The sequence below is a fragment of the Actinacidiphila sp. bgisy144 genome, assembly GCF_057708105.1.
This window is the reverse complement of sequence record NZ_JBYIRM010000013.1, coordinates 111,549-132,836: the sequence shown is the minus strand read 5'-3', so window position 1 is coordinate 132,836 and position 21,288 is coordinate 111,549. Positions and strand designations below refer to the sequence as shown.

22 protein-coding genes are annotated in these 21,288 nt (G+C 73.6%); 1 reads left to right on the top strand and 21 read right to left on the bottom strand.

Going from position 1 to position 21,288, the window contains the following annotated elements; all coding sequences use genetic code 11:
- Positions 1–6 precede the first annotated feature (6 nt).
- The 16 genes from whiG to proS form a co-directional block, all read right to left on the bottom strand.
- A complete protein-coding gene (whiG, locus tag AC3EVP_RS17385) occupies positions 7–846 on the bottom strand; it encodes an RNA polymerase sigma factor WhiG (protein ID WP_335981539.1) in 840 nt (279 codons plus the stop codon).
- 279 nt (positions 847–1,125) lie between these two features.
- A complete protein-coding gene (gene dprA, locus AC3EVP_RS17380) occupies positions 1,126–2,418 on the bottom strand; it encodes a DNA-processing protein DprA (protein ID WP_435130847.1) in 1,293 nt (430 codons plus the stop codon).
- Complete coding sequence (locus AC3EVP_RS17375) at positions 2,418–4,127, bottom strand: YifB family Mg chelatase-like AAA ATPase (RefSeq protein ID WP_435130846.1); 1,710 nt, start codon at positions 4,125–4,127, stop codon at positions 2,418–2,420. The genes dprA and AC3EVP_RS17375 overlap by 1 nt, the downstream gene beginning before the upstream one ends.
- A complete protein-coding gene (locus AC3EVP_RS17370; RefSeq protein WP_335981548.1) occupies positions 4,127–4,489 on the bottom strand; it encodes a YraN family protein in 363 nt (120 codons plus the stop codon). Before AC3EVP_RS17370 ends, AC3EVP_RS17375 begins: the two co-directional genes overlap by 1 nt.
- A 78-nt stretch (positions 4,490–4,567) precedes the next feature.
- A complete protein-coding gene (locus AC3EVP_RS17365; RefSeq protein WP_103890395.1) occupies positions 4,568–4,894 on the bottom strand; it encodes a DUF2469 domain-containing protein in 327 nt (108 codons plus the stop codon).
- A gap of 89 nt (positions 4,895–4,983) precedes the next feature.
- A complete protein-coding gene (lepB, locus tag AC3EVP_RS17360; protein ID WP_335981554.1) occupies positions 4,984–5,724 on the bottom strand; it encodes a signal peptidase I in 741 nt (246 codons plus the stop codon).
- Positions 5,725–5,776: 52 nt separating this feature from the next.
- Entirely contained in the window at positions 5,777–6,925 is a 1,149-nt protein-coding gene (gene lepB / locus AC3EVP_RS17355) for a signal peptidase I (RefSeq protein ID WP_435130949.1), read from the bottom strand.
- Complete coding sequence (lepB, locus tag AC3EVP_RS17350) at positions 6,828–7,988, bottom strand: signal peptidase I (protein WP_435130845.1); 1,161 nt, start codon at positions 7,986–7,988, stop codon at positions 6,828–6,830. The genes lepB (AC3EVP_RS17355) and lepB (AC3EVP_RS17350) overlap by 98 nt, the downstream gene beginning before the upstream one ends.
- Positions 7,981–8,688 (bottom strand): signal peptidase I, encoded by a 708-nt coding sequence (lepB, locus tag AC3EVP_RS17345; RefSeq protein ID WP_335981559.1) that lies wholly within the window; start codon positions 8,686–8,688, stop codon positions 7,981–7,983. The genes lepB (AC3EVP_RS17350) and lepB (AC3EVP_RS17345) overlap by 8 nt, the downstream gene beginning before the upstream one ends.
- Positions 8,689–8,733: 45 nt before the next feature.
- Entirely contained in the window at positions 8,734–9,084 is a 351-nt protein-coding gene (rplS, locus tag AC3EVP_RS17340; RefSeq protein WP_335981562.1) for a 50S ribosomal protein L19, read from the bottom strand.
- A gap of 147 nt (positions 9,085–9,231) precedes the next feature.
- Positions 9,232–10,053, bottom strand: coding sequence for a tRNA (guanosine(37)-N1)-methyltransferase TrmD (gene trmD / locus AC3EVP_RS17335; protein WP_435130842.1), 822 nt, complete (start codon positions 10,051–10,053; stop codon positions 9,232–9,234).
- A 1-nt stretch (position 10,054) separates the two neighbouring features.
- Positions 10,055–10,627: a ribosome maturation factor RimM gene (rimM, locus tag AC3EVP_RS17330; RefSeq protein WP_335981563.1), complete on the bottom strand. Its 573-nt coding sequence runs from the start codon at positions 10,625–10,627 to the stop codon at positions 10,055–10,057.
- Positions 10,628–10,789: 162 nt separating this feature from the next.
- A complete protein-coding gene (locus AC3EVP_RS17325; protein WP_335981566.1) occupies positions 10,790–11,029 on the bottom strand; it encodes an RNA-binding protein in 240 nt (79 codons plus the stop codon).
- Between the two features lie 2 nt (positions 11,030–11,031).
- Entirely contained in the window at positions 11,032–11,472 is a 441-nt protein-coding gene (gene rpsP / locus AC3EVP_RS17320; RefSeq protein ID WP_202236462.1) for a 30S ribosomal protein S16, read from the bottom strand.
- Positions 11,473–11,619: 147 nt separating this feature from the next.
- Positions 11,620–12,210 (bottom strand): hypothetical protein, encoded by a 591-nt coding sequence (locus tag AC3EVP_RS17315; protein ID WP_435130839.1) that lies wholly within the window; start codon positions 12,208–12,210, stop codon positions 11,620–11,622.
- Between the two features lie 289 nt (positions 12,211–12,499).
- Positions 12,500–13,912, bottom strand: a complete 1,413-nt coding sequence (gene proS / locus AC3EVP_RS17310) for a proline--tRNA ligase (protein WP_435130838.1) — start codon at positions 13,910–13,912, stop codon at positions 12,500–12,502.
- A gap of 126 nt (positions 13,913–14,038) precedes the next feature.
- Here proS and AC3EVP_RS17305 point away from each other — a divergent pair, with 126 nt between their 5' ends.
- Positions 14,039–14,566: a ribonuclease FAU-1 family protein gene (locus AC3EVP_RS17305; RefSeq protein WP_435130836.1), complete on the top strand. Its 528-nt coding sequence runs from the start codon at positions 14,039–14,041 to the stop codon at positions 14,564–14,566.
- Positions 14,567–14,683: 117 nt separating this feature from the next.
- Here the strand turns inward: AC3EVP_RS17305 and AC3EVP_RS17300 are convergent, their stop codons facing one another.
- The 5 genes from AC3EVP_RS17300 to AC3EVP_RS17280 form a co-directional block, all read right to left on the bottom strand.
- A complete protein-coding gene (locus tag AC3EVP_RS17300; RefSeq protein ID WP_435130834.1) occupies positions 14,684–15,247 on the bottom strand; it encodes a GNAT family N-acetyltransferase in 564 nt (187 codons plus the stop codon).
- A 117-nt stretch (positions 15,248–15,364) separates the two neighbouring features.
- Positions 15,365–16,912, bottom strand: coding sequence for a signal recognition particle protein (gene ffh / locus AC3EVP_RS17295; RefSeq protein ID WP_435130832.1), 1,548 nt, complete (start codon positions 16,910–16,912; stop codon positions 15,365–15,367).
- A 108-nt stretch (positions 16,913–17,020) separates the two neighbouring features.
- Complete coding sequence (locus AC3EVP_RS17290) at positions 17,021–19,453, bottom strand: [protein-PII] uridylyltransferase (RefSeq protein WP_435130830.1); 2,433 nt, start codon at positions 19,451–19,453, stop codon at positions 17,021–17,023.
- Positions 19,454–19,615: 162 nt separating this feature from the next.
- On the bottom strand, positions 19,616–19,954 hold the full coding sequence (locus AC3EVP_RS17285) for a P-II family nitrogen regulator (RefSeq protein ID WP_435130828.1): 339 nt from the start codon (positions 19,952–19,954) through the stop codon (positions 19,616–19,618).
- Complete coding sequence (locus tag AC3EVP_RS17280; RefSeq protein ID WP_335981585.1) at positions 19,951–21,279, bottom strand: ammonium transporter; 1,329 nt, start codon at positions 21,277–21,279, stop codon at positions 19,951–19,953. The genes AC3EVP_RS17285 and AC3EVP_RS17280 overlap by 4 nt, the downstream gene beginning before the upstream one ends.
- Positions 21,280–21,288 lie beyond the last annotated feature (9 nt).

Here is a 21,288-nt window from a genome sequence, read left to right as displayed (position 1 = left end):
TCCGGCTCAGCGTGCCTCCATGTCGGCGAGCTTCGCCCGGAGTTGGAGGACGGACTTGGTGTGGATCTGGCTGACCCGGCTCTCGGTGACGCCCAGTACCTGGCCGATCTCGGCGAGTGTGAGCCCCTCGTAGTAGTAGAGGGTGACCACGGTCTTCTCGCGTTCGGGGAGGGTGTTGACCGCGCGGGCGAGCAGGCGGCGCAGCTCGCGGTCCTCGGCGACGTCGGACGGGTTGTCCGCGCCGGTGTCCTCCAGGGTGTCGACCAGGCTGAGCCGGTCGCCGCCGTCGGCCCCGACGTGCAGCAGCTCTTCGAGGGCGACGACGTTGGCGAGCGACAGCGCGCTGAACACGCCGTGCAACTCCTCCAGGCCCACGCCCATCTCGGCGGCGACCTCGGGTTCGCTGGGGGTGCGGTGCAGCTTCGCCTCGAGCGTGGCATAGGCCCGCTCGACCGCGCGGGCCTTCTGCCGCACGGAGCGCGGAATCCAGTCCAGCGCCCGCAGTTCGTCGATCATGGCGCCGCGGATGCGGGTGATGGCGTAGGTCTCGAACTTGATCGCCCGGTCCGGGTCGAACTTCTCGATGGCGTCGATCAGGCCGAACACCCCGGAGGACACGAAGTCGGCCTGCTCCACGTTTGCGGGCAGCCCGACGCTGACCCGCCCGGCCACGTACTTGACCAGCGGCGAGTAGTGCAGGATCAGCTGCTCCCGCAGCCGCGCGTCCCCCGTGGACTTGTAGGTCCGCCACAGCGCGTCGAGCGAGGTGGGCGCGCCGGGCCGGGGGGTGGCCCGGGCGGTGGCCACGGCCGTCGCCTGTTCGGACCCGGGGGTGTGCTGGGGCATACGTTGTCGTGAGCCGTTCTGCCTTGGCGTGGGCGGGAGATCAAACCTCCGCGAGCGTAGCGTGACCATAGTGTCGCGGATTGCTACGGCATCCGTGTGGGACATGCGCAGATACGTTCCTCTATGGGTGCGGGCGGTCCGTGCGGGGCGCACGGGGGCGCACCGGACAGCGCGGGGGCATGAGGGCAATCATGCGCCGCCCGTCGCCGCCGCACCGTCCGCCCTGCGAACACCGCAGGTCAGCGAGGTTCCGTGTCACCTGATGGGGTGTCGGCCGCGTCAACCTGGCGACGTTTTCGGGCCGTCGCGCCCGGTACGGACCAACCGCCAGCGCCCGCACTCGCGTACGACGAACCCGAGTGCCCGCAACTCGTGGAGCCGGCCGAGCGTGTCGGCCGCCGAGAGGCCGAGCAGGTCGGCGAGGTCCTGCTCCGCCGCGTCGCCGCGGCCGGGCATCGCCTCCAGCACCCGGGCCGCCGCCGGGCGCAGCAGGTCCCGGGGCAGCACCGGGCCCTGCCGGGCCGGGGCGAGGTCGGCGCCGATCTCCCCGACCAGTTCGACGACTTCGGCCGCGTCGGTGACCATCTGCGCGCCGCCGCGCAGCAGTTCGTGCACCCCTTCCGACATGCTGCTGGTGCAGGGCCCGGGCACGCCCATGGTGATCCGGCCCAGCTCCGCCGCCCGCCGCGCGGTGATCAGGGAGCCGCTGCGGTAGCGGGCCTCGACGACGACCGTGCCCCTGGTCAGCGCGGCGATGACCCGGTTGCGCAGTACGAACCTGGACCGGGTCGGGTGGTCGCCGGGCGGCAGTTCCCCGACCAGCAGCCCCTGTTCGGCGATCGCGGCGATCAGGTCGCTGTTCCCGGACGGGTAGGCGGTGTCGATGCCGCTGGCCACCACGCCGATGGTGGCGCCGCCGGCCGCCAGCACGGCCCGGTGCACGGCGCCGTCCACGCCGTACGCCGCCCCGGACACCACCGCCCAGCCCGCGCCCGCCAGCCCGGCGCCGAGCCGGACCGCCATGTGCCGGCCGTAGTCCGTGCAGGCGCGGGCGCCGACCACCGCCACCGATCGCAGGGCCCACAGCCGCAGCGACGGCCTGCCGCGCACCCACAGCCCGTAGGGCCGCTGCTCCGCCAGGTCGTCGAGCTGGCCGGGCCAATCGCCGTCGCCCGGGCACAGGAACCGGCCGCCCGCCCGGTGCGCCGCGGCCAGGTCCGCGACCGGGTCGGCCCGCGCGGCCCGCGCCCGGTATCCCGCGGTCCGCTCCGGGCCGGCCCCGGGCAGCCGCCGCCCGCCGAGCGCCGCGGCCAGCGCCTCCCGCGGACCCGACTCCCGCACCGCCCGGCCCATCACCTTGTCGCCGGGGTCGGCCACCCTGGTCAGCGCGACCCGGGCCAGCCGCTCCGGCCACCCCACCACCGCGTCCGGCCCCGCGGCGCCGGTCGGCCCGCCCCCGGCGTAGACGGCCCGCAGCTGCTCCTCGACCGCGCCGGCGCCGGTTTCCGGCCCGGCCGGAGCAGCCGCGGCGCCCTCCTGCTCCGGGGTCCGGCCCGCCCCCTCCCCGGCCATCACGCCCTGCCCGCCACGGCCGCCGCTCCCCTTTGCACCCCGGTGCGCAACTGGAGCGCCAGCAGCACGTGTTCGGGGGTCGGCCGGTCCGCGCCCGCGAGGTCGGCGACGGTCCACGCCACCCGCAGCACCCGGTCCAGGCCCCGGGCGGTGAGCAGGCCGCGCTCCATGTCCCGCTCGACCGCGCGCAGGGCGCCGGGCGCGACATGCCACCGGGTGCGCAGTTCGTGGCCGGGCACCTCGCTGTTCAGCTTCCAGGGGGTGTCCTGGTAGCGGGCGGCGGCTCTGGCGCGGGCCTCGCGGACCCGCGCGCCCACCACCGCGGTGGACTCCCCGGCCGGGCCCTTACCGCCAGGTCCGATCAGCTCGGCCCGGCCGACCGGCTCGACGTCCACCCGCAGGTCCACCCGGTCCAGCAACGGCCCGGACAGCCGGGCCTGGTAGCGCCGCACCGCGCTCGGCGAGCAGTCGCAGCCCCCGCCGATCACCGAGTACCGCCCGCAGGGGCAGGGGTTTGCCGCCAGCACGAGCATGAAGCGGGCCGGGAGCCGTATCACCCCCGCGGCCCGGGCCACGACCACATGGCCGGACTCCAGCGGCTGCCGCAGCGCGTCGAGCGACTGGGAGCTGAACTCCGGGGCTTCGTCGAGAAAAAGTACGCCCCGGTGAGCGAGGGAGACCGCGCCGGGCCGCGGCAGTCCGCTGCCGCCGCCGACCAGCGCGGGCATGGTGGCCGAGTGGTGGGGCGCGCAGTAGGGCGGGGTGTCGACCATGGGGCGGCCGAACGGGAGGATGCCGGCCACCGAGTGCACCGCGGTGACCTCCAGCGACTCCTGGCGGGTCAGCGGCGGCAGGATGCCCGGCAGGCGCTCGGCGAGCATGGTCTTGCCCGCGCCCGGCGGCCCGTGCAGGTAGAGGTGGTGGCCGCCGGCCGCGGCGACCTCCAGGGCGAGCCGGGCCGCCCGCTGCCCCGCGACGTCGGCCAGGTCGGGCCGGTGCCGGTCGCTGTCGGGGCCGGCGCCGCCCTCGGCGCCCGGGCCGCCCGTGAAGTCGGTGCTGCCGAACCCGGCGCCGCCGAACCGCGCCCCGCCGAAGACGCCGGCCCCGCTGCCGCCGAGCCCGTCTCCCACCCCCGCAGCCGCGGCCGGCAGCGCCCGCCGGCCCCCCGCGGTGTCCTCGGGCTCCTCGGGCACCACCTCGTCGTTGAGCACCGCGACGAGCTGGCGCAGGCTGCGCACACCCAGCACCGACACGCCGGGCACGAGCGCCGCCTCCGACGTGGTGCGCTCGGGCACCACCACCTGCCGGTACCCCGCGTCGGCCGCGGCGAGCACCGCCGGCAGCACACCGCGCACCGGGCGGACCCGCCCGTCGAGCCCCAACTCGCCGATCATCATCAGGTCGGCGATGGCGCTCGGCGCGATCCGGCCGCCGGCGGCCAGCACCGAGCACGCCACCGCCAGGTCGAAGCCGGAACCGCCCTTGGGCACCGACGCCGGGCTCAGGCCCACGGTGAGCTTCTTCTGCGGCCAGGTCTCCCCGCTGTTCACGATCGCCGCGCGCACCCGGTCGCGGCTTTCCACCAGGCTCTTGTCCGGCAGCCCGACCAGCGCGAAGGCGGCGACGCCCGGCTCCAGGTCGGCCTGGACCTCGACCACCACGCCTTCCACGCCGACCAGCGCGACGGAGCAGGTGCGGGCGAAGCCCATCACGCCACCCCCCGCACGTGCTCGACCCGCGGCGCGCCGCGCGCGGGCAGCACCACGCCGACCAGGTCGATCCGGACGCCGCCGGGCGGCGCCCCGCCGTGCTCGGCGGCCCACCGCTCGGCGAGCGACCGCAGCCTGGCCGCCTTACCGGGCGTGATCCCCGCCATGGGGTGCTGGTGGCCGCCCTCCCGACGGGTCTTCACCTCGCACACCACCACCGCGTCGCCGTCGGCCGCGACGATGTCGATCTCGCCCCGGCGGCCCCACCGCCAGTTCCGCGCCAGGATGGCCAGCCCGGCGTCCTGCAGGGTCCGGGCGGCCACACCTTCGCCGTACCGCCCCAGCGCACCTCGTGCGTTCATCAGTACCACCTCCGTCACTCACAGTGACAGAAAGTGGCCCACCAAAGATGATCTTGAACGCCGGCCTGTGGAAAACTCTCAGTTGTTGAAGCCGGAGTCGTCCGACGGCAGATCCAGGTCCGCCTTGTTCAGTTCCTCGATGTTCACGTCCTTGAACGTGAGGACCCGGACCTGCTTGACGAAGCGGGCCGGCCGGTACATGTCCCAGACCCACGCGTCGGCCATGGACACCTCGAAGAACACCTCGCCCTGGACCGAGTGCACCTGCATCTCGTAGTCGTTGGTGAGGTAGAAGCGCCGCTCGGTCTCGATCACGTACTTGAACAGGCCGACGACGTCGCGATACTCCCGGTAGAGCTTCAGCTCCATCTCGGTCTCGTATTTTTCGAGGTCCTCGGCGCTCATGGCATGTTCCCCTTCAGCCGTACGTGACCCCATTGTGCGCTACGCGGGGACCGCCGGAGCCGCACACCGCCGTATCACCCGCCGCCGCCTCAGCCCGAGCGCCGCCGCACCAGGCCCGCCAGCGACGGGTACGCGGCCCCGCCGAGGATCAGCACCACCCCGGCCACCACCGCCGCCAGCAGCCAGCGCAGCGGGCCGTAGGCGGACGCGCCGCCGCCGGTCAGGCCGTCGAACGCGGAGGTGCGCGCCACCGACCCGGCCCGGCCCAGCGGCCACGCCGTGGCCTCCACCCGGGCCTTCACGTCGGAGGCAGGCACCGCGCCGCCCTCGGCGTCGTCCAGGTGCAGCCGGGAGTCCTGCGAGACCGCCCGGTTGTCGCCGACCAGGAACAGCTTGCCCGCGGGCACCTTCGTCTCGAACTTCGTCGCCGACGCCTGCCCGGTCGCGTCCAGGTACGTCTCGTCGACCGGCTTGCCGTCGACCATCAGCCGCCCGCGCGCGTCGCAGCAGGAGACCGTGTCACCGCCGACCCCGACGACCCGCTTGACCTCGGGCAGGTCGCCCCACAGCTTGTCCTTGAAGACCACGATGTCGCCGCGGTGCACCTCGCCGCCGGAGACCCGCTCGGCCAGCACCTTGTCCCCGGGCCGGACCGTGGGCTCCATCGAGTTCGTCGGCACCGTGTAGGGCCGGTAGACCACCGCCGCCCACGCGAAGCCGCCCAGGAAGAGGACGCAGCCCAGGGCCACGGCGATCCCGGACAGCCGGTGCCCGGTCCCGCCGCGGCCTTTGGATACCACCTGGCGGCTGCTCGTACGTGTCGCGCTCATGGAGCCGCACCCTATCCGGCGGCACGCGCCCCGGTCAGCCCTCTCAGCCCGCTCAGCCCTGCTCCGCGCCCGCCGCCTCGTGCCGGCGCAGCAGCCGGCGCCGCCGCAGCATCACCAGCGGGACCGCGCCGGCCACCCCGAGCGCGGTCGGGGCGACCGTGCCTGCGGCATTGATGCCCGACTGCGAGAACGTGCCGGGGATGCCCAGCCAGTCCCAGCGGTTGATCGGCCAGGCGACCACGATCGCGCGGCCGACGACCTGCTTGGTCGAGACGGTGCCGTCGGTGTGCTTGCCGTTGATCACCTCGTCCATGTGGTACCGGGAGTCGAGGGAGTCCTGGCGGTGGTCGCCCATCACCCAGATGTGGCCCTTGGGCACATGGACGGTGAACGGCTTGTCCGGGCTGCACGGGGTGTTCCCCGGGTAGACGTACGGCTCGTCGAGCGCCTTGCCGTTGACCATCACCGGGCCCGTGCCCTTGCAGCTGACGGTGTCGCCGCCGACCCCGATCACCCGCTTGATCAGGTCCTTCTCCTCGGCCGACGGCATCAGGCCGATGAAGCTCAGCGTCTTCTGCAAGCCGCGCACCACCGGATTGCTGCTCGGCGGCGGGTTCTCCGGCAGCCAGCCGCCCGGGTCGTGGAAGACGACGACCTCGCCGCGGGTCGGCTCGGAGCCGAACCACGGGGTGAGCTTGTCGACCAGCACCCGGTCGCCCCTGAGCAGGGTGTTGTTCATGGAGTCCGACGGGATCGAGAACGCCTGCACCAGGAACGTCTTGATCAGCAGCGCCAGCACCAGCGCGATGCCGATCAGCAGCGGCAGCTCCTTCCAGAAGGAGCGCGGCTTGCGCGCCGCGGCGGGCGCCGGCTCACCGCCCGAGGGGTCCTCGCCCTCCGGCCCGCCGGGCCCGCCGGGGCCCTCGGGGTCGTAGCGGTGCGCGCCCACGCCGTTCACGTCCTCCGGCCTGGTGCCCGCCACGGGGACGTAGCCCGGCTCGTAACCGGGCTGGCCCGCCGCGCCGCCGTCACCGGGAACGCCCGGGTCGTACGCCGGGCCGCCCGGGTCGTAGCTCTGGCCGCCGGGCTGGTGGCCGCCGGGGTCACCGCCGCCCGGGTAGCCGCCGTCGGAGGGCCCGGGGACCCTGCCGACGGACGGGCTGCCGTATGCCGCGCTGCCCGTCGAGTCCGCGGGGACCACGCCGTCGGCCCGTGCGCCGTCCGCAGGGGGCACCGGGCGGCCATCCCCCTTCTCGGGCTCGCCGGAACCGGACCGCGCGCCGACCACCAGGTCCCCCACATCCACTCCTCATTCGATAACGTCGCCCGCGCCGGATTCGGCGCAGGCCCACCATTCCCATAACGAGCGGGAGTTCCGCAGGAGTCGGGAGCGGGTCGGTCCTTTGAGCATTGTTGGCCGAGTTGTCGGTCCCGTCCACCATAGTCCCGGCCGCTGTACGGCCCGGGAACGCCGCGTCGGCCCGCGGCACCGAGCCGAACGTCGCGGGCGCCTTCAGCCGCCGCCAGTGCCCGATCGGCCAGCCGATCACGACCGCCCGCCCGACCACCTGCTGCTCGGAGATGGTGCCGTCGGTGTGCTTGCCGTCGATCACCTCGTCCATGTGGTAGCGCGAGTCGGCGGAGTCCGAGCGGTGGTCGCCCATCACCCACAGCCGGCCCAGCGGTACGTGCACGGTGAACTTGATGGTCGAGGGCGGGTTGCCGGGGTAGAGGTAGGGCTCGTCCAGCGGCTGTCCGTTGACCGTCAGCCGGCCCTGGGCGTCGCAGCACTTCACGGTGTCGCCGCCGACGCCGATCACCCGCTTGATCAGGTCCTGCTCGCCGGAGGCGGGCAGCAGCCCGATGAAGCTGAATGCCTGCTTGACCTGCTTGAGCACCACCGGGTCGGGCTTGGGCGCGGGCTCGCCCTGCAGCCAGCCGCCGGGGTCCTTGAAGACCACCACGTCGCCGCGCTGCGGCTTCGCGCCGAACCACGGGGTGAGCTTGTCGACCAGCACCCGGTCGCCGATCCGGATGGTCTGCTCCATGGACCCGGACGGGATCACGAACGCCTGCACCAGGAAGGTCTTCAGCAGCAGCGCGATGGCCAGTGCCACCAGGATCAGCAGCGGCACCTCGCGGGCGGTGGCGCGGCGCCGTTTGCGCCTGACCTTGCGGGCGAGCTTGCGCCGCTCCACCCGGCTGCCGCTGACCGGCGCCGCGGGGGGCGCGTCGGTGCCGCGCGGGCGGCCCCGGTTACCCATGCGCACCGGCCGGCGCGGGCACGTGGGAGAAGGTGGCGGGGCGGCGCAGCCGGGTCCAGTGGCCGGGCGGCCAGGCGATCCACTCGGCGCGGCCGATCACCTTGCCGACCGGTACGGTGCCGCCGCCGGGGTCGCCGAGGTGGTCGCGGGAGTCGGCGGAGTCGGCGCGGTGGTCGCCCATCACCCACAGCCGGCCCGCGGGCACCACGATGTCGAACGGGTCGCGGGAGGGCGCGTTGCCCGGGCGCAGGTAGCCGGTCTCGTCCAGGGCCCGGCCGTTGACGGTCATCCGGCCCTGGGCGTCGCAGCAGGTGACGCGGTCGCCGCCGACGCCGATCACGCGTTTGACGTAGTCGGTGCCGGCGGTGGTGGTGAAGGAGTCCTTGCCGTCGAACACGATCACGTCCCCGCGCCGGGGCGTGCCGCCGAACCGGTACGCCAACTTGTTGACCAGTACCCGGTCGCCGACCCGCAGTGTGTTCTCCATGGACGAGCTGGGCACTTCGAAGGGCTCCACCACGAAGTGGCTGACCAGCAGCAGCGCGGCGCAGCAGGCGAGCGCGAGCAGCAGCGTGCGGTGCCAGTCCTCCCAGAAGTCGGCGATCCGCTCGCTCACGACGGAACGCGACCGCTCCTCCGGTTCCGCCTGATCGGCGGTGGGGGAACGGTCGCGCTCCGGGGTCACTGCTTCGCTGTCCATCGGGGCGGAAGCTTATCCGGCCCGCCCCAAGGGAAGGTCAAGCGATCAGTTGTCGCGCTTCTCCTTGATCTTCGCGGCCTTGCCGCGCAGCTCACGGAGGTAGTACAGCTTCGCGCGGCGGACGTCGCCGCGGGTGACGACCTCGATCTTCTCGACGATCGGCGTGTGCACCGGGAAAGTGCGCTCGACGCCGACGGAGAAGCTGACCTTGCGGACCGTGAAGGTCTCGCTGATCCCCGCACCCTGGCGGCGGATGACGACGCCCTTGAACTGCTGCACACGGGAGCGGTTGCCCTCGATGACGCGCACGTGGACGTTGACGGTGTCGCCGGGGCGGAAGGCCGGCACGTCGGTGCGCAGGCTCGCGCTGTTGACGCTGTCGATCAGGCTGCTCATGGTCGTTCGTCGCTTCCTCGCCGATGCCACAGGTCATCGGCGGCATGCTCGTGTCGGATGTTCATCGGTCCTACGGTGTGGCCGCCTCGCTCCGGGCGGCGGCTGTCCCCCTGTGGCAGGGGCGCTCGCCGGGCAGGCAACAGCGGGTCATTCTTCCACGGCGTCGGGGTTGCGCCCAAATCGGCCGTCGGGGCCGGGCTGCCAGCCCAGGATGCTGAGCATCTCGCGGTCCTTCTTGTCGAAGGCGGCGGGGTCGGCGCGCTCGACCAGGTCGGGCCGGTTGGCGACGGTCCGGCGCAGCGCCTCGTCGCGGCGCCAGCGGGCGACCTTGCCGTGGTGGCCGCTGAGCAGCACCTCGGGGATGCCGCGGCCGCGCCAGGAGGGCGGCTTGGTGTAGACCGGGCCCTCCAGCAGGTCGGCCATGGCGCCGGGGGCGAAGGAGTCGTCGGCGTGCGACTGCGCGTTGCCCAGGACACCGGGCAGCAGCCGGGCGACGGCCTCGGTGACGACCAGGACCGCGGCCTCGCCGCCGGCCAGGACGTAGTCGCCGATGGAGACCTCGCAGACCGGCATCCTGGTGGCGTACTCGGCGGTGACGCGGCTGTCGATGCCCTCGTAGCGGGCCGGGGTGAAGACGAGCCAGGGGCACCGCGACAGCTCCACCGCGGTCTGCTGGGTGAAGGGACGGCCGCTGGGGGTGGGGACGACCAGGACGGGGTCGTGGGCGCCCTGCTCGTAGCCGTCGGCGAGGGTCTGGTCCAGGGCCTCGCCCCAGGGGCCGGTCATCATCACCATGCCGGGCCCGCCGCCGTACGGGGTGTCGTCCACCGTGTTGTGGCGGTCGTGCGCCCAGCCGCGCAGGTCGTGCACGCGCACGTCGAGCCGGCCGGCCGCGCGGGCCTTGCCGACCAGGGAGACGTCCAGCGGCGCGAGGTACTCGGGGAAGATCGTGACGACGTCGATCCGCATGTCAGGCGCCGCCCTCACCCGGAGTACCGCCCTCGCCCGGAGTACCGCCCTCGCCCGGCGCGGGAAGCTCGTCCAGCAGCCCGGGCGGCGGGTCGATCACGGCGCGCTGCTCGGCCAGGTCGATCTCCGGCACGATCGCCGAGACGAACGGCACCAGCACCTCGCCGCCCCCGGTGCGCGCCACCACCAGCAGGTCCTGGTACGGCAGGTGCGTGATCTCGGCGATCCGGCCGATCTCGCGGCCGTCGACGGTCACCACGTCCAGGTCGATGAGCTGGTGGTCGTAGAACTCCTCGGGGTCCTCCGGGGTCTCCTCCGGGTCGACCTCGGCGATCAGCAGGGTGCCGCGCAGCGCCTCGGCGCCGTTGCGGTCGGTGACGCCCTCGAAGCGCAGCATCAGGCGGCCGGAGTGCACCCGGCCGGTGGCGATGGTCAGCGGCCCGGTCGCGGCCGGGTCGGTGGCCAGTACGGCGCCGGGTGCGAGCCGCAGCTCCGGCTCGTCGGTGCGCACTTCGACGCTCACCTCGCCCTTGATGCCGTGGGCGCGTCCGATCCGGCCGACTACGAGCTGCACGTCCTGCTCAACTTCCGCTGGGGGAACGGTGGAGGCCGCGGCCGGTGCGGACGCGGCGGGAAACGCGTCGGGCCGGAGGCGGTATGACCGCCTCCGGCCCGGTGCAACGAAAACCCGGTGTGCCGGCGGGCGCCGGCACCCACGGGGACGTGGCAGGCGCGCTCAGCGCACCTGGTCCACGTCGACGAGGTCGACCCGGACACCGCGGCCGCCGAGGGCGCCGACCACGGTGCGCAGTGCACGCGCGGTACGGCCGTTGCGGCCGATGACCTTGCCGAGGTCGTCGGGGTGGACCCGGACCTCCAGCACACTGCCGCGGCGCAGCGTCCGCATGCCGACCTGTACCTCGTCGGGGTTGTCGACGATGCCCTTCACAAGGTGCTCAAGGGCCTCTTCCAGCACGCTCAGGCCCCGGTGGACTCGGCCGAGGCGGTGGCCTCGGCGTCGTCGGCCTTCTTGTCAGCCTTCTTCGCCTTGGGGGTGATCGCCTCACCCTTCGGCTCGTCGGCGGTGTCCTTGGCCGCGGCCTCGAACAGCGCGCGCTTGTCGGCCTTCGGCTCCGGCTGGAGCAGCGGGGCCGGGGCGGGCTCGCCCTTGAACTTCTGCCAGTCGCCGGTGAGCTTCAGGATGGCGAGCACGGGCTCGGTCGGCTGCGCGCCGACGGAGAGCCAGTGCTGCGCGCGGTCGGAGTCGACCTCGATGCGCGACGGGTTCTGCACCGGGTGGTACAGGCCGATCTCCTCGATGGCCCGGCCGTCACGGCGGGTACGGGAGTCGGCGACGACGATGCGGTAGTGAGGCGCGCGGATCTTGCCCAGGCGCTTCAGCTTGATCTTGACTGCCACGGGAGTGGGTTCTCCTGGAGTTGACGTGTTTGGGCACGCGGACGGCCACGTGGGGTTGTGGAGGTCGTGCGCCCGGCGGACGCGTCAGCCGAAGGAGAGAGGGTTCCTGCACGGCTGTCGAGTTCTCAGCTGAACATTCTGCCACAGTCAGGCGACCCCAACGACCTCCGGGATGCGGAAGGGTTGCCCGCAGGCTCCGCACATGATCGGGGCCTGGGCGAGGACCGAGGGCACCACCCGGACATTCCGCCCGCAGTCGCAGACGGCCTTGACCCGCACGCCGCCGCCCGAGGAGCCGTGCCGGGCGGCAGGTCCCCGGAAGGAGCGGGCGGTGTCGTCGGTGGTGGCCGCGGAGTGCGCCTTCAGCGCGCGCTGGAGCCGCTCGATGGTGGCCCGGTAGCGCTTGCGGGTGTCGGGCCGCATCACCACGAGCGAGAAGCCGCTGCTGGGATGCGGCTCGTCGGCGTGGTCGAGCCCCATCTCGTCGGCGATGGTGAGGAATCTGCGGTTGTGGTAGCGGCCGGCGCGCGAGGTGTCGCGGATGCCGCGGGCCGCGGCGATGCCGTGCACGGCTTCGTGCAGCAGCCTTTCGAAGGAGAGCTCGGTGCCGCAGGCGGACGAGGACTCGCCGATCAGGGACTCGGGCGCGGCCAGATCGGGCAGCTCGGGGTGGTGCCGTTGAATATCGGCCCAGGCGACTGCCAGCTCGGCGGCGAGAACAGGTGGTGTCGTGCTCACGCCGTGACAACGAGCCGGGCGCCCCCGGTGTTCCTATTCCGGGCCAGCCCAATTAATTTGCACTGATCGGTCAGTTCCGGATGTTGCGCATGGATACGCATGACGCGGGGCGGGTGCGGAGGGACCGGAGTAACACCGGTGAACCTGCGCACCCGCCCCAAGCGCGGACGTATGAACATATTCCGTACGCCGACGGTCGGTCAGCGGACGCGGCCGGGAGCGCCGCGGGGAGCCGCCCGCCGGCCCGTAGGCGCCGCCCGACGGCGGCCCCGTGGGCGCGGGACGCGATCTAGTAGGCGCGGGCCGCGATCGCCACGGTGCCCGGGGCGTCGTCCGCGACCGGCACCGAGCCGTCCTCGGCGACCAGGCAGCGCACCGACACGCCCTGCTCGGCGAGCTTGGCCTCGCCCTCGGGGCCGAGGTCGGCCCACGGGATGCGGGCCCAGCCGTCGGCCGCGGCCTCGACCGCTTCGCCGACCGACGCCACATCCACGGTCCGGGCGAGCCGGCGGTCGCGCGACTCCTGGAGCAGCCGCGCCTGGTCCTCCTCCAGCACCTTCGGCAGCACCGAGGTGAGCGCGTCCAGCGCGACCGGCTCCTTGCCCCCGGGGATGCGGCGGGCCAGCATCGCGGTGCCGCCGGCCAGGTCGCGCGGGCCGATCTCGATCCGCACCGGCACGCCCTTGAGCTCCCAGTCGACCGCCCGCCGGCCGAACGGGGTGTCCGTCCGGTCGTCCACGACGACCCGCAGCCCGGCCGCGCGCAGCTGCTCGCCGACCTCGCGCACCTTCGCCACCACGGCCTCGTCGTCCTTGATCGCCAGGACGACGACCTGCACGTGCGCCAGCTTCGGCGGCACCCGCAGCCCGTTGTCGTCGCCGTGCATCATCACCAGCGCGCCGATCATCCGCGTGGTGCTGCCCCAGGACGTCTGCCAGACGTGCTCCTGGGTGCCCTCCTTGGACAGGTAGGAGGTGTTGAACGCCTTCGCGAAGTTCTGCCCCAACTCGTGGCTGGTGCCCAGCTGGAGCGCCTTGCCGTCACCCATCATCCCTTCCAGGGTGAGGGTGTTGATCGCGCCCGCGAACCGCTCCCTGGCGGTCTTGCGGCCCGGCACCACGTCCATCGCCAGGACGTTCTCCATGAAGTCGGCGTAGACGTCGTACTGGATGCGGGAGGCGAACTCGCGGGCGTCGGCCTGGGTGGCGTGGGCGGTGTGCCCCTCCTGCCACAGGAACTCGGTGGTCCGCAGGAACAGCCGCGGCCGCAGCTCCCAGCGCACCACGTTCGCCCACTGGTTGATCAGCAGCGGCAGGTCGCGGTAGCTCTGCACCCACTTCGAGAAGTACTCGTTGATGATCGTCTCGGACGTCGGCCGGACGACGATCGGCTCCTCCAGCTCCTTGCCGCCGCCGTGGGTGACCACCGCCAGCTCCGGCGCGAAGCCCTCCACGTGCTCGGCCTCGCGGGTCAGGTACGACTGCGGGATGAAGAGCGGGAAGTACGCGTTCTGCGCGCCGACCGCCTTGATCCGCGCGTCCATGTCGGCCTGCATCCGCTCCCACAGACCGTAGCCGTACGGCCTGATCACCATGGTGCCGCGCACCGGTCCGTTGTCGGCCAGTTCGGCCTTGTTGATCAGGTCCTGGTACCAGCGCGGGAAGTCGTCCGCCTGGGGGGTGAGAACGGGAGCCTTAGCCATGGGCCGATGGTACGGCCCCGCGCCGCCGCAGCGTGAATCGGTTGCCGCCGGGGCACCCGGCCGCCCGCGGCGCGGCGCGGGGGAAAACGCCTGGCCGCCGGGCGCCGGCTCGGCCACAGTAGCCGCATGCCGACTCCGCCCGCCCCGCCGCACACGCCGCCGCCCGCACCGCTGCCCGCCGGCTCCCCCGCCGTCGTCCGCCTGCTGAAGGCCGGCCGGGAGAAGGTCCGCTACGACGCCACCGTGCGCTTCGACGACGGGGTCCGGGTGACCGTCACCGCGCCCTGGTCGCTGCCCGCCGTCCGCGACTTCGGCTTCGTGCGCTTCGCGCCCGGCGACGTGTTCACCGAGCACTACTGGCGCGACCGCTGGTACGCGGTCAAGGAGGTGCGCGACCCGGCCGGCGCCCTGAAGGGCTGGTACTGCGACGTCACGCGCCCGGTCGCCGTCGAGGGCGGCACGCTGCTGTCGGAGGACCTGGACCTCGACCTGTGGGTGTCCGCCGACGGCGCCGACGTGCTGCGGCTGGACGAGGACGAGTTCGCGGCGAGCGGACTGGCCGCCAAGGACCCGGCCGCCGCCGACCGGGCGGTGCGGGCGCTGGACGAGCTGGAGCGGGTGGCCAGGACCGACGGGCTGCCCTCCCTGCTGTGACCCGCGCCCGCGGCCTGTGATACGCGGCCTGTGACCGGTGATCCGCGACCTGCGACCTGCGGCCCTGGCCCCTGCACTCCCTGCCCCGTGACCGCCCGCGCAGCGCGCCGAACGCCGCTACGGCTGCGCGGCGCCCCACTCCTCGGCGGTGAGCGCGAACCGCTCGTGGTCCCGCCAGTCGCCGTTGATGTACAGCATGCGCGGGGAGAAGCCCTCGTGCCGGAAGCCCAGCCGCCGGGCCATCGCCAGCGAACGGTCGTTGTGCGGCTGAACGTTGATCTCCAGCCGGTGCAGCCCCAGCCCGCCCGGCCGGGCGGCGAAGCAGCGGTCGACCACCAGCCGCAGCCCGCGGGTCATCCGCCCGGTGCCCGCGTACGGCAGGTAGCTGTCGTAGCCGAGCGCCGCGTTGCGGAAGCGGCCCAGCACGATGTTGGCGACGTTGCACACGCCGACGATCCCGCCCCCGGCGGCGCCGGACGCGGCCGCCTCGTCCTCGCCCTCGTCCTCGTCCTCGTCGAGGATCAGGAACGTCCGCAGGCCGTCGCCCTGCCGCCGCAGCAGCTCGGGCAGCGCGTCCGGCTCGACCGGGTTCCACGGCCGCAGGTGCGCCGCGGACCGCAGCACGGCGGCGCGGTGGGCCTGGGCGTCCCCCAGCCGGGGCTCGCGGATCGAAATACGCATGATCGCATCATCCCAGCCGACCGCGGCCGCCGCGCGCCGTCCGCACAGGGCCCCGCACCGCGCACAGCGGCGGGGGCCGGCGGTCCGCGACCGCCGGCCCCCCTTGCTGACGCCAGGTCAGCCCATGAACTTCTTGAACTCGTCCGGCAGTTCGAAGTCCTTGCCGCCCGGCAGCTCCGCCGGGCCCGCGCCGCCGCCCTGCTGCTGCTGTTCGCGGCGCGCCGCGGCCGCGGCCGCCTCGGCCTTGCGCTTCATCGGGTTGCCCGACTGCCGCTTGCCCTTGGCCTGCTTCTGCTGCTTCTTCTGCCGGCCCGGGCCGCCGCCCATGCCCGGCATCCCGGGCATCCCCGGCATGCCGCCGCCCTGCGCCATCCGCGACATCATCTTGCGCGCCTCGAAGAACCGCTCCACCAGGCTCTTGACCGCGCTGACCTCGACCCCCGAGCCCTTGGCGATCCGGGCCCGGCGCGAGCCGTTGATGATGTGCGGGTCGGCCCGCTCGGCGCGCGTCATCGACTTGATGATCGCGGCGGTGCGGTCGACGTCCTTCTCGTCCAGGTTGTTGATCTGGTCCTTGATCTGGCCCATGCCCGGCAGCATGCCGAGCAGCTTGGAGAGCGAGCCCATCTTGCGGACCTGCTCCATCTGCGCCAGGAAGTCGTCGAGCGTGAACTCCTTGGGGCCCTTGGCCAGCTTGGCGGCCATCTCCTCGGCCTGCTGCTGGCTGAAGGTCTGCTCGACCTTCTCGATCAGCGACAGGACGTCACCCATGTCCAGAATCCGCGACGCCATGCGGTCGGGGTGGAAGGTGTCGAAGTCGTCGAGCTTCTCGCCGTTGGAGGCGAACATGATCTGCTTGCCGGTGACGTGCGCGATCGACAGGGCGGCGCCGCCGCGGGCGTCGCCGTCGAGCTTGGAGAGCACCACGCCGTCGAAGCCGACGCCGTCGCGGAAGGCCTCCGCGGTGTTCACCGCGTCCTGGCCGATCATCGCGTCGACCACGAACAGGATCTCGTCGGGGCGGGTGACGTCCCGGATGTCCGCGGCCTGCTGCATCATCTCCTGGTCGACACCGAGCCGGCCGGCGGTGTCGATCACGACGATGTCGTACTGCTGCGTCCTGGCGTACTCGATGGAGTCCCGGGCGACCTGGACCGGGTCGCCCACGCCGTTGCCCGGCTGGGGCGCGTAGACCGCGACACCCGCCTGCTCGGCGACGACGGAGAGCTGGTTGACCGCGTTGGGGCGCTGGAGGTCGCAGGCGACCAGCAGCGGGGCGTGGCCCTCCTTCTTCAGCCAGCGGCCCAGCTTGCCCGCGAGCGTGGTCTTGCCGGCGCCCTGGAGGCCGGCCAGCATGATCACGGTCGGCGGCTGCTTGGCGAACCGCAGCCGCCGGGTCTCCCCGCCCAGGATCGTGACCAACTCGTCGTTGACGATCTTGATGACCTGCTGCGCCGGGTTCAGTGCCTGGGAGACCTCGGCGCCCAGGGCGCGCTGCTTGACGTTGGCGATGAAGGCCCGCACCGCCGGGAGCGCGACGTCGGCTTCCAGCAGCGCGACGCGGATGTCGCGTGCCGTGGCGTCGATGTCCGCCTCGCTCAGGCGGCCCTTGCCCCGGAGGCTCTTGAAGGTATTCGCGAGGCGATCAGACAGAGTGTCGAACACGGTGGTCGCAGGTCCTCAGGGGTCGGGGGCGGAAGACAGTCGCCCTCCAGGGTATCCGGCCCGCGCGCCGAGCCGGATGCCCCGGGCGGAACCCGCCGGAATCGGCCGTCAGCGCAGGGCGGCCTCGACCTGGCGGGCCACTTCCGCGGCGCGGGCCGCGGGCAGCGGGTCGCCGTCCTTGCCGACGAGGTAGAAGGCGTCGACCGCGTTGGCGCCCAGGGTGGAGATGCGTGCGGAGCGCACGGTGACGGCGGTCGCGGCCAGCGCCAGGCCGATCCGGTGCAGCAGGCCCGGGGCGTCATGGGCGCGGACCTCCAGCACGGTGGCGGTCTGCGAGGTGTGCCCCGGGGCGACGGTGGCCCGGGCCGGCGGCGGCACCACCCCGCGGCGGCGCGGGTAGGCGGCCTCCCGCTCGGCCAGCCGCGCCTCGATGTCCAGGGAGCCGTCGAAGGCGCGGGCGAGGTCGGCGCGCAGCCGGGCGGCCTCGGGCAGCGCCCCGTACTCCGCGGAGACCCGCCAGCTCAGCAGGGCCACCGGCCCCTCCCCCACCGGGTCGACCGCGCGCAGGTCGGCGGCGCGCACGGTGAGCCGGTGCAGGGCCAGCACCCCGGCGGCGTGGGCGAGCAGGCCCGGCCGGTCCGGTACGGCCAGCAGCAGTTCGACGCCGAGCGCCTCGTCCTGGGCGTCGCCTTCCGGTTCCGGCTCGGCCTTGGCGTGCAGGGCCAGTACGGGGCCGCCGGTGCGGGCCGCCTCGATGGCCAGGCGCTCCTCCTCGGCGGTGGGCTCGCGGTCGGCGCTGTCGGGCAGGTCGCCGGTGTCCAGGGCGCCGGCGACGCGTTCGACCAGGTCGGCCAGGAGGGAGGCGCGCCAGGTGCTCCAGGCGGCGGGCCCGGTGGCCAGCGCGTCGGCCTCGGTGAGGGCGGCGAGCAGTTCCAGGGTGGAGGTGTCGCGGACGGTCTCGGCGACCGTGCGGACGGTCTCGGGGTCGTCCAGGTCGCGGCGGGTGGCGGTGTCGATGAGCAGCAAGTGGTGGCGGACCAGCAGGGCGAGGGTGTCGGCGTCGGCCGGGCCGAAGCCGATCCGGGCGGCGACGTCGCGGGCGATCACCTCGCCGGCCTCGCTGTGGTCGCCCGGCCAGCCCTTGCCGATGTCGTGCAGCAGGGCCGCGGTGAGCAGCAGGTCGGGGCGCCCGACCCGGCGGGTGAGGCCGGACGCCTGGACGGCCGCCTCGACCAGGTGCCGGTCGACGGTGAAGCGGTGCACGGCGTTGCGCTGCGGGCGGCAGCGCACCCGCTCCCAGTCGGGGAGGAGCCGGGTGATCAGGCCCTCGGCCTCCAGGGCCTCCCAGACCGGCACGGCGGACTCGCCGGCGCCCAGCAGGGTGAGCAGTTGCTCGCGGGCCTCGGCCGGCCACGGCACGGGCAGCGGCCGGGCGGTGGCCGCCAGGCGCCGGACGGCGTGCAGGGACAGCGGCAGGCCGGCCTGGGCGGCGGCGGCCGCGGCGCGCAGCGGCAGCACGGGGTCGCGTTCGGGTTTGGCGGCCAGCGCGAGCACCGCCTCGCCCTCCTGCTCCACGACGCCCTCGGCGAGCGGGACGCGTTCGGCGGCCGCCTGGGGGCTGGGGGCTCGGCCGCGGCCGAGCAGGCCGCGGCGGCGCGGGCGGGACGCGCGGGCGCGCAGCACCCGGGCGACCTCGCGCCAGGTGACGTCGGAGGCGTAGGCGATCCGGCGGGCGGCCTCGTAGACCTGGCGGAGCAGGGCGTCGGCGTCGGGCAGGTCGAGGGCGTCGGCGACCTGGTCCTGCTCCTGGAGGGCGAGCCGGTCGGTGGCGCGGCCGGTGGCCAGGTGGAGGGCGTCGCGGGTGTCGAGCAGCCTGCTGCGGGCTTCTTCGAGGCCCTCGCGGGGGGCGTCGGCGAGCCAGGAGGCGGCGACGGCGCGCAGCGCGGTGGCGTCGCGCAGGCCGCCGCGGGACTCCTTGAGGTCGGGTTCGAGCAGGTAGGACAGCTCGCCCTGGCGTTCGGCGCGCTCGGCGCACATCTCGTGCAGGGCGGGGAGCCGTTTCGGGGCCTGGTTGCGCCAGTCGGCGAGGACGGTGCTGCGCAGGCCGGCGGTGAGGGCGGTGTCCCCGGCGATGTGCCGGGCGTCCAGCAGGCCGAGGTGGACCTTCAGGTCGTCCGCGGCGGTGCCGCGGGCCTCCGCCGGGGTGCGTACGGAGTGGTCGAGGGCGAGGCCGAGGTCCCACACCGGGTACCAGAGGCGGTCGGCGAGGGCGGCGGCGGAGCGTGGGGACTCGTGCAGGAGCAGCAGGTCGAGGTCGCTGCGGGGGGACAGCTCGCCGCGGCCGTAGCCGCCGACGGCGACCAGCGCCCAGTCGGTGGCGCCGGTCTCGCGTGCGGCGTCGGTGGCCAGCGCGGCCAGCCACTGGTCGGTGAGGGTGGCGAGGGCGGCGCGGCGCGGCGGCCCGGACCGCCCCTCCTCGGTGAGGAGGCGCAGCCGGGCCGCCGCATAGCCGTGGCCTTCCGCTTCGACGCTGTCGGTCACTCGTGCTCCGCTGTGTCGTGGTCGGGCCGCGGCGCGAGGTGGCCGGGGCCTGCGGCCCGGGGTGCGGTCGGCGGCCGGCTGCCTGGCGCAGCCTGTCCCGCCCGGGGGGCCGGGCGCCGGGGAGCGCCGTGCCCGCCCGCCGCCGATCGCACCCGCGGGTCGTCAGAGCGCGTCGGGGCCGCGCTCGCCGGTGCGGACCCGGACGGCCGTGTCGACCGGCAGGCTCCACACCTTCCCGTCTCCGATCTTGCCCGTCCTGGCCGCCTTGACGACGACCTCGATGAGCTGTTCGGCGTCGGCGTCCTCGACGAGGACCTCGATCCGGATCTTCGGCACGAGGTCGACGGTGTACTCCGCGCCCCGGTAGACCTCGGTGTGGCCGCGCTGGCGGCCGTAGCCGCTGGCCTCGGTGACGGTCAGGCCCTGCACGCCGAACACCTGGAGGGCTTCCTTGATCTCGTCGAGCCGGTGCGGCTTCACGACGGCGGTGATGAGTTTCACGCGTCCACCTTCTTGGTCGCGGCGGCCTGGGTGCCCGCGGGGGCCGCGTGCGAGACGCTGCCGACGCCGGTGAAGTCGTAGGCGGTCTCGGCGTGCTCGGCCTGGTCGATGCCGCTGATCTCGACGTCCTCGGCGACCCGGAAGCCCATCGCCATGTCGATCAGCTTGGCGAGGATCGCGGAGCAGACCAGGGAGTAGCCCAGGACCGCGAAGACCCCGATGGCCTGGATGCCGAACTGGTGCCAGCCGCCGCCGTAGAAGACGCCCTTGACGTCCTGGCCGACGCCGCCGGTGGCCAGCAGGCCGATCAGCAGGGAGCCGACGATGCCGCCGACCATGTGGACGCCGACGACGTCGAGGGAGTCGTCGTAGTTGAAACGGTACTTCAGGCCGACCGCGGCGGCGCAGATGACGCCGGCGATGACGCCGACCGCGATCGCGCCGAGCGGGCTGACCGAGGCGCAGGAGGGGGTGATCGCGACCAGGCCGGCGACGGCGCCGGAGGCGGCGCCCAGGGTGGTGAAGGAGCCGTGGCGCAGCCGCTCGTAGGCCAGCCAGCCGATCATGGCGGCGGCGGTGGCGATCTGGGTGTTGATGAAGACGGTGGAGGCGACGCCGTCGGAGGTGATCTCCGAGCCGGCGTTGAAGCCGAACCAGCCGAACCACAGCAGGCCGGCGCCGAGCATCACCCAGGGCATGCTGTGCGGGCGCATCGGGTCGCGCTTGAAGCCGACCCGCTTGCCGATGACGAGGATCACGCCGAGGGCGGCCGCACCGGCGTTGATGTGCACCGCGGTGCCGCCGGCGAAGTCGATGACGCCCTTCTTGCCGAGCCAGCCGCCGCCCCACACCCAGTGCGCGACCGGGAAGTACACCACGGTCGCCCAGACGGCGATGAACAGCGACCAGGCGGTGAACTTCACCCGGTCGGCCAGGGCGCCGCTTATCAGGGCCGGGGTGATGACGGCGAACATCAGCTGGAACGCGGCGAACGCGAAGACCGGGGTGCCGGTGGCGCCCCACAGGTCGTCCGGTGCGATGTCGCGCAGGCCGAGCCAGCCGGTGCCGCCGAGGAATCCGCCGTGGTCGCCGTCGAACGCGAAACTGAATCCGTATCCGGTCCACAGCAGGGTGATGATCCCGAGGCTGATGAAACTCATCATCAGCATGTTCAGGGCACTCTTCACGCGGACCATTCCGCCGTAGAAGAACGCCAGCCCCGGGGTCATCAGCATCACGAGCGCGGAGCTCAGGAGCAGGAATGCGGTATTGCCGGTGTCGAGCTTGGGCGCGTCCGCGGCCAGTGTGATGATGGCTGGTGCCATCGGCGTCTC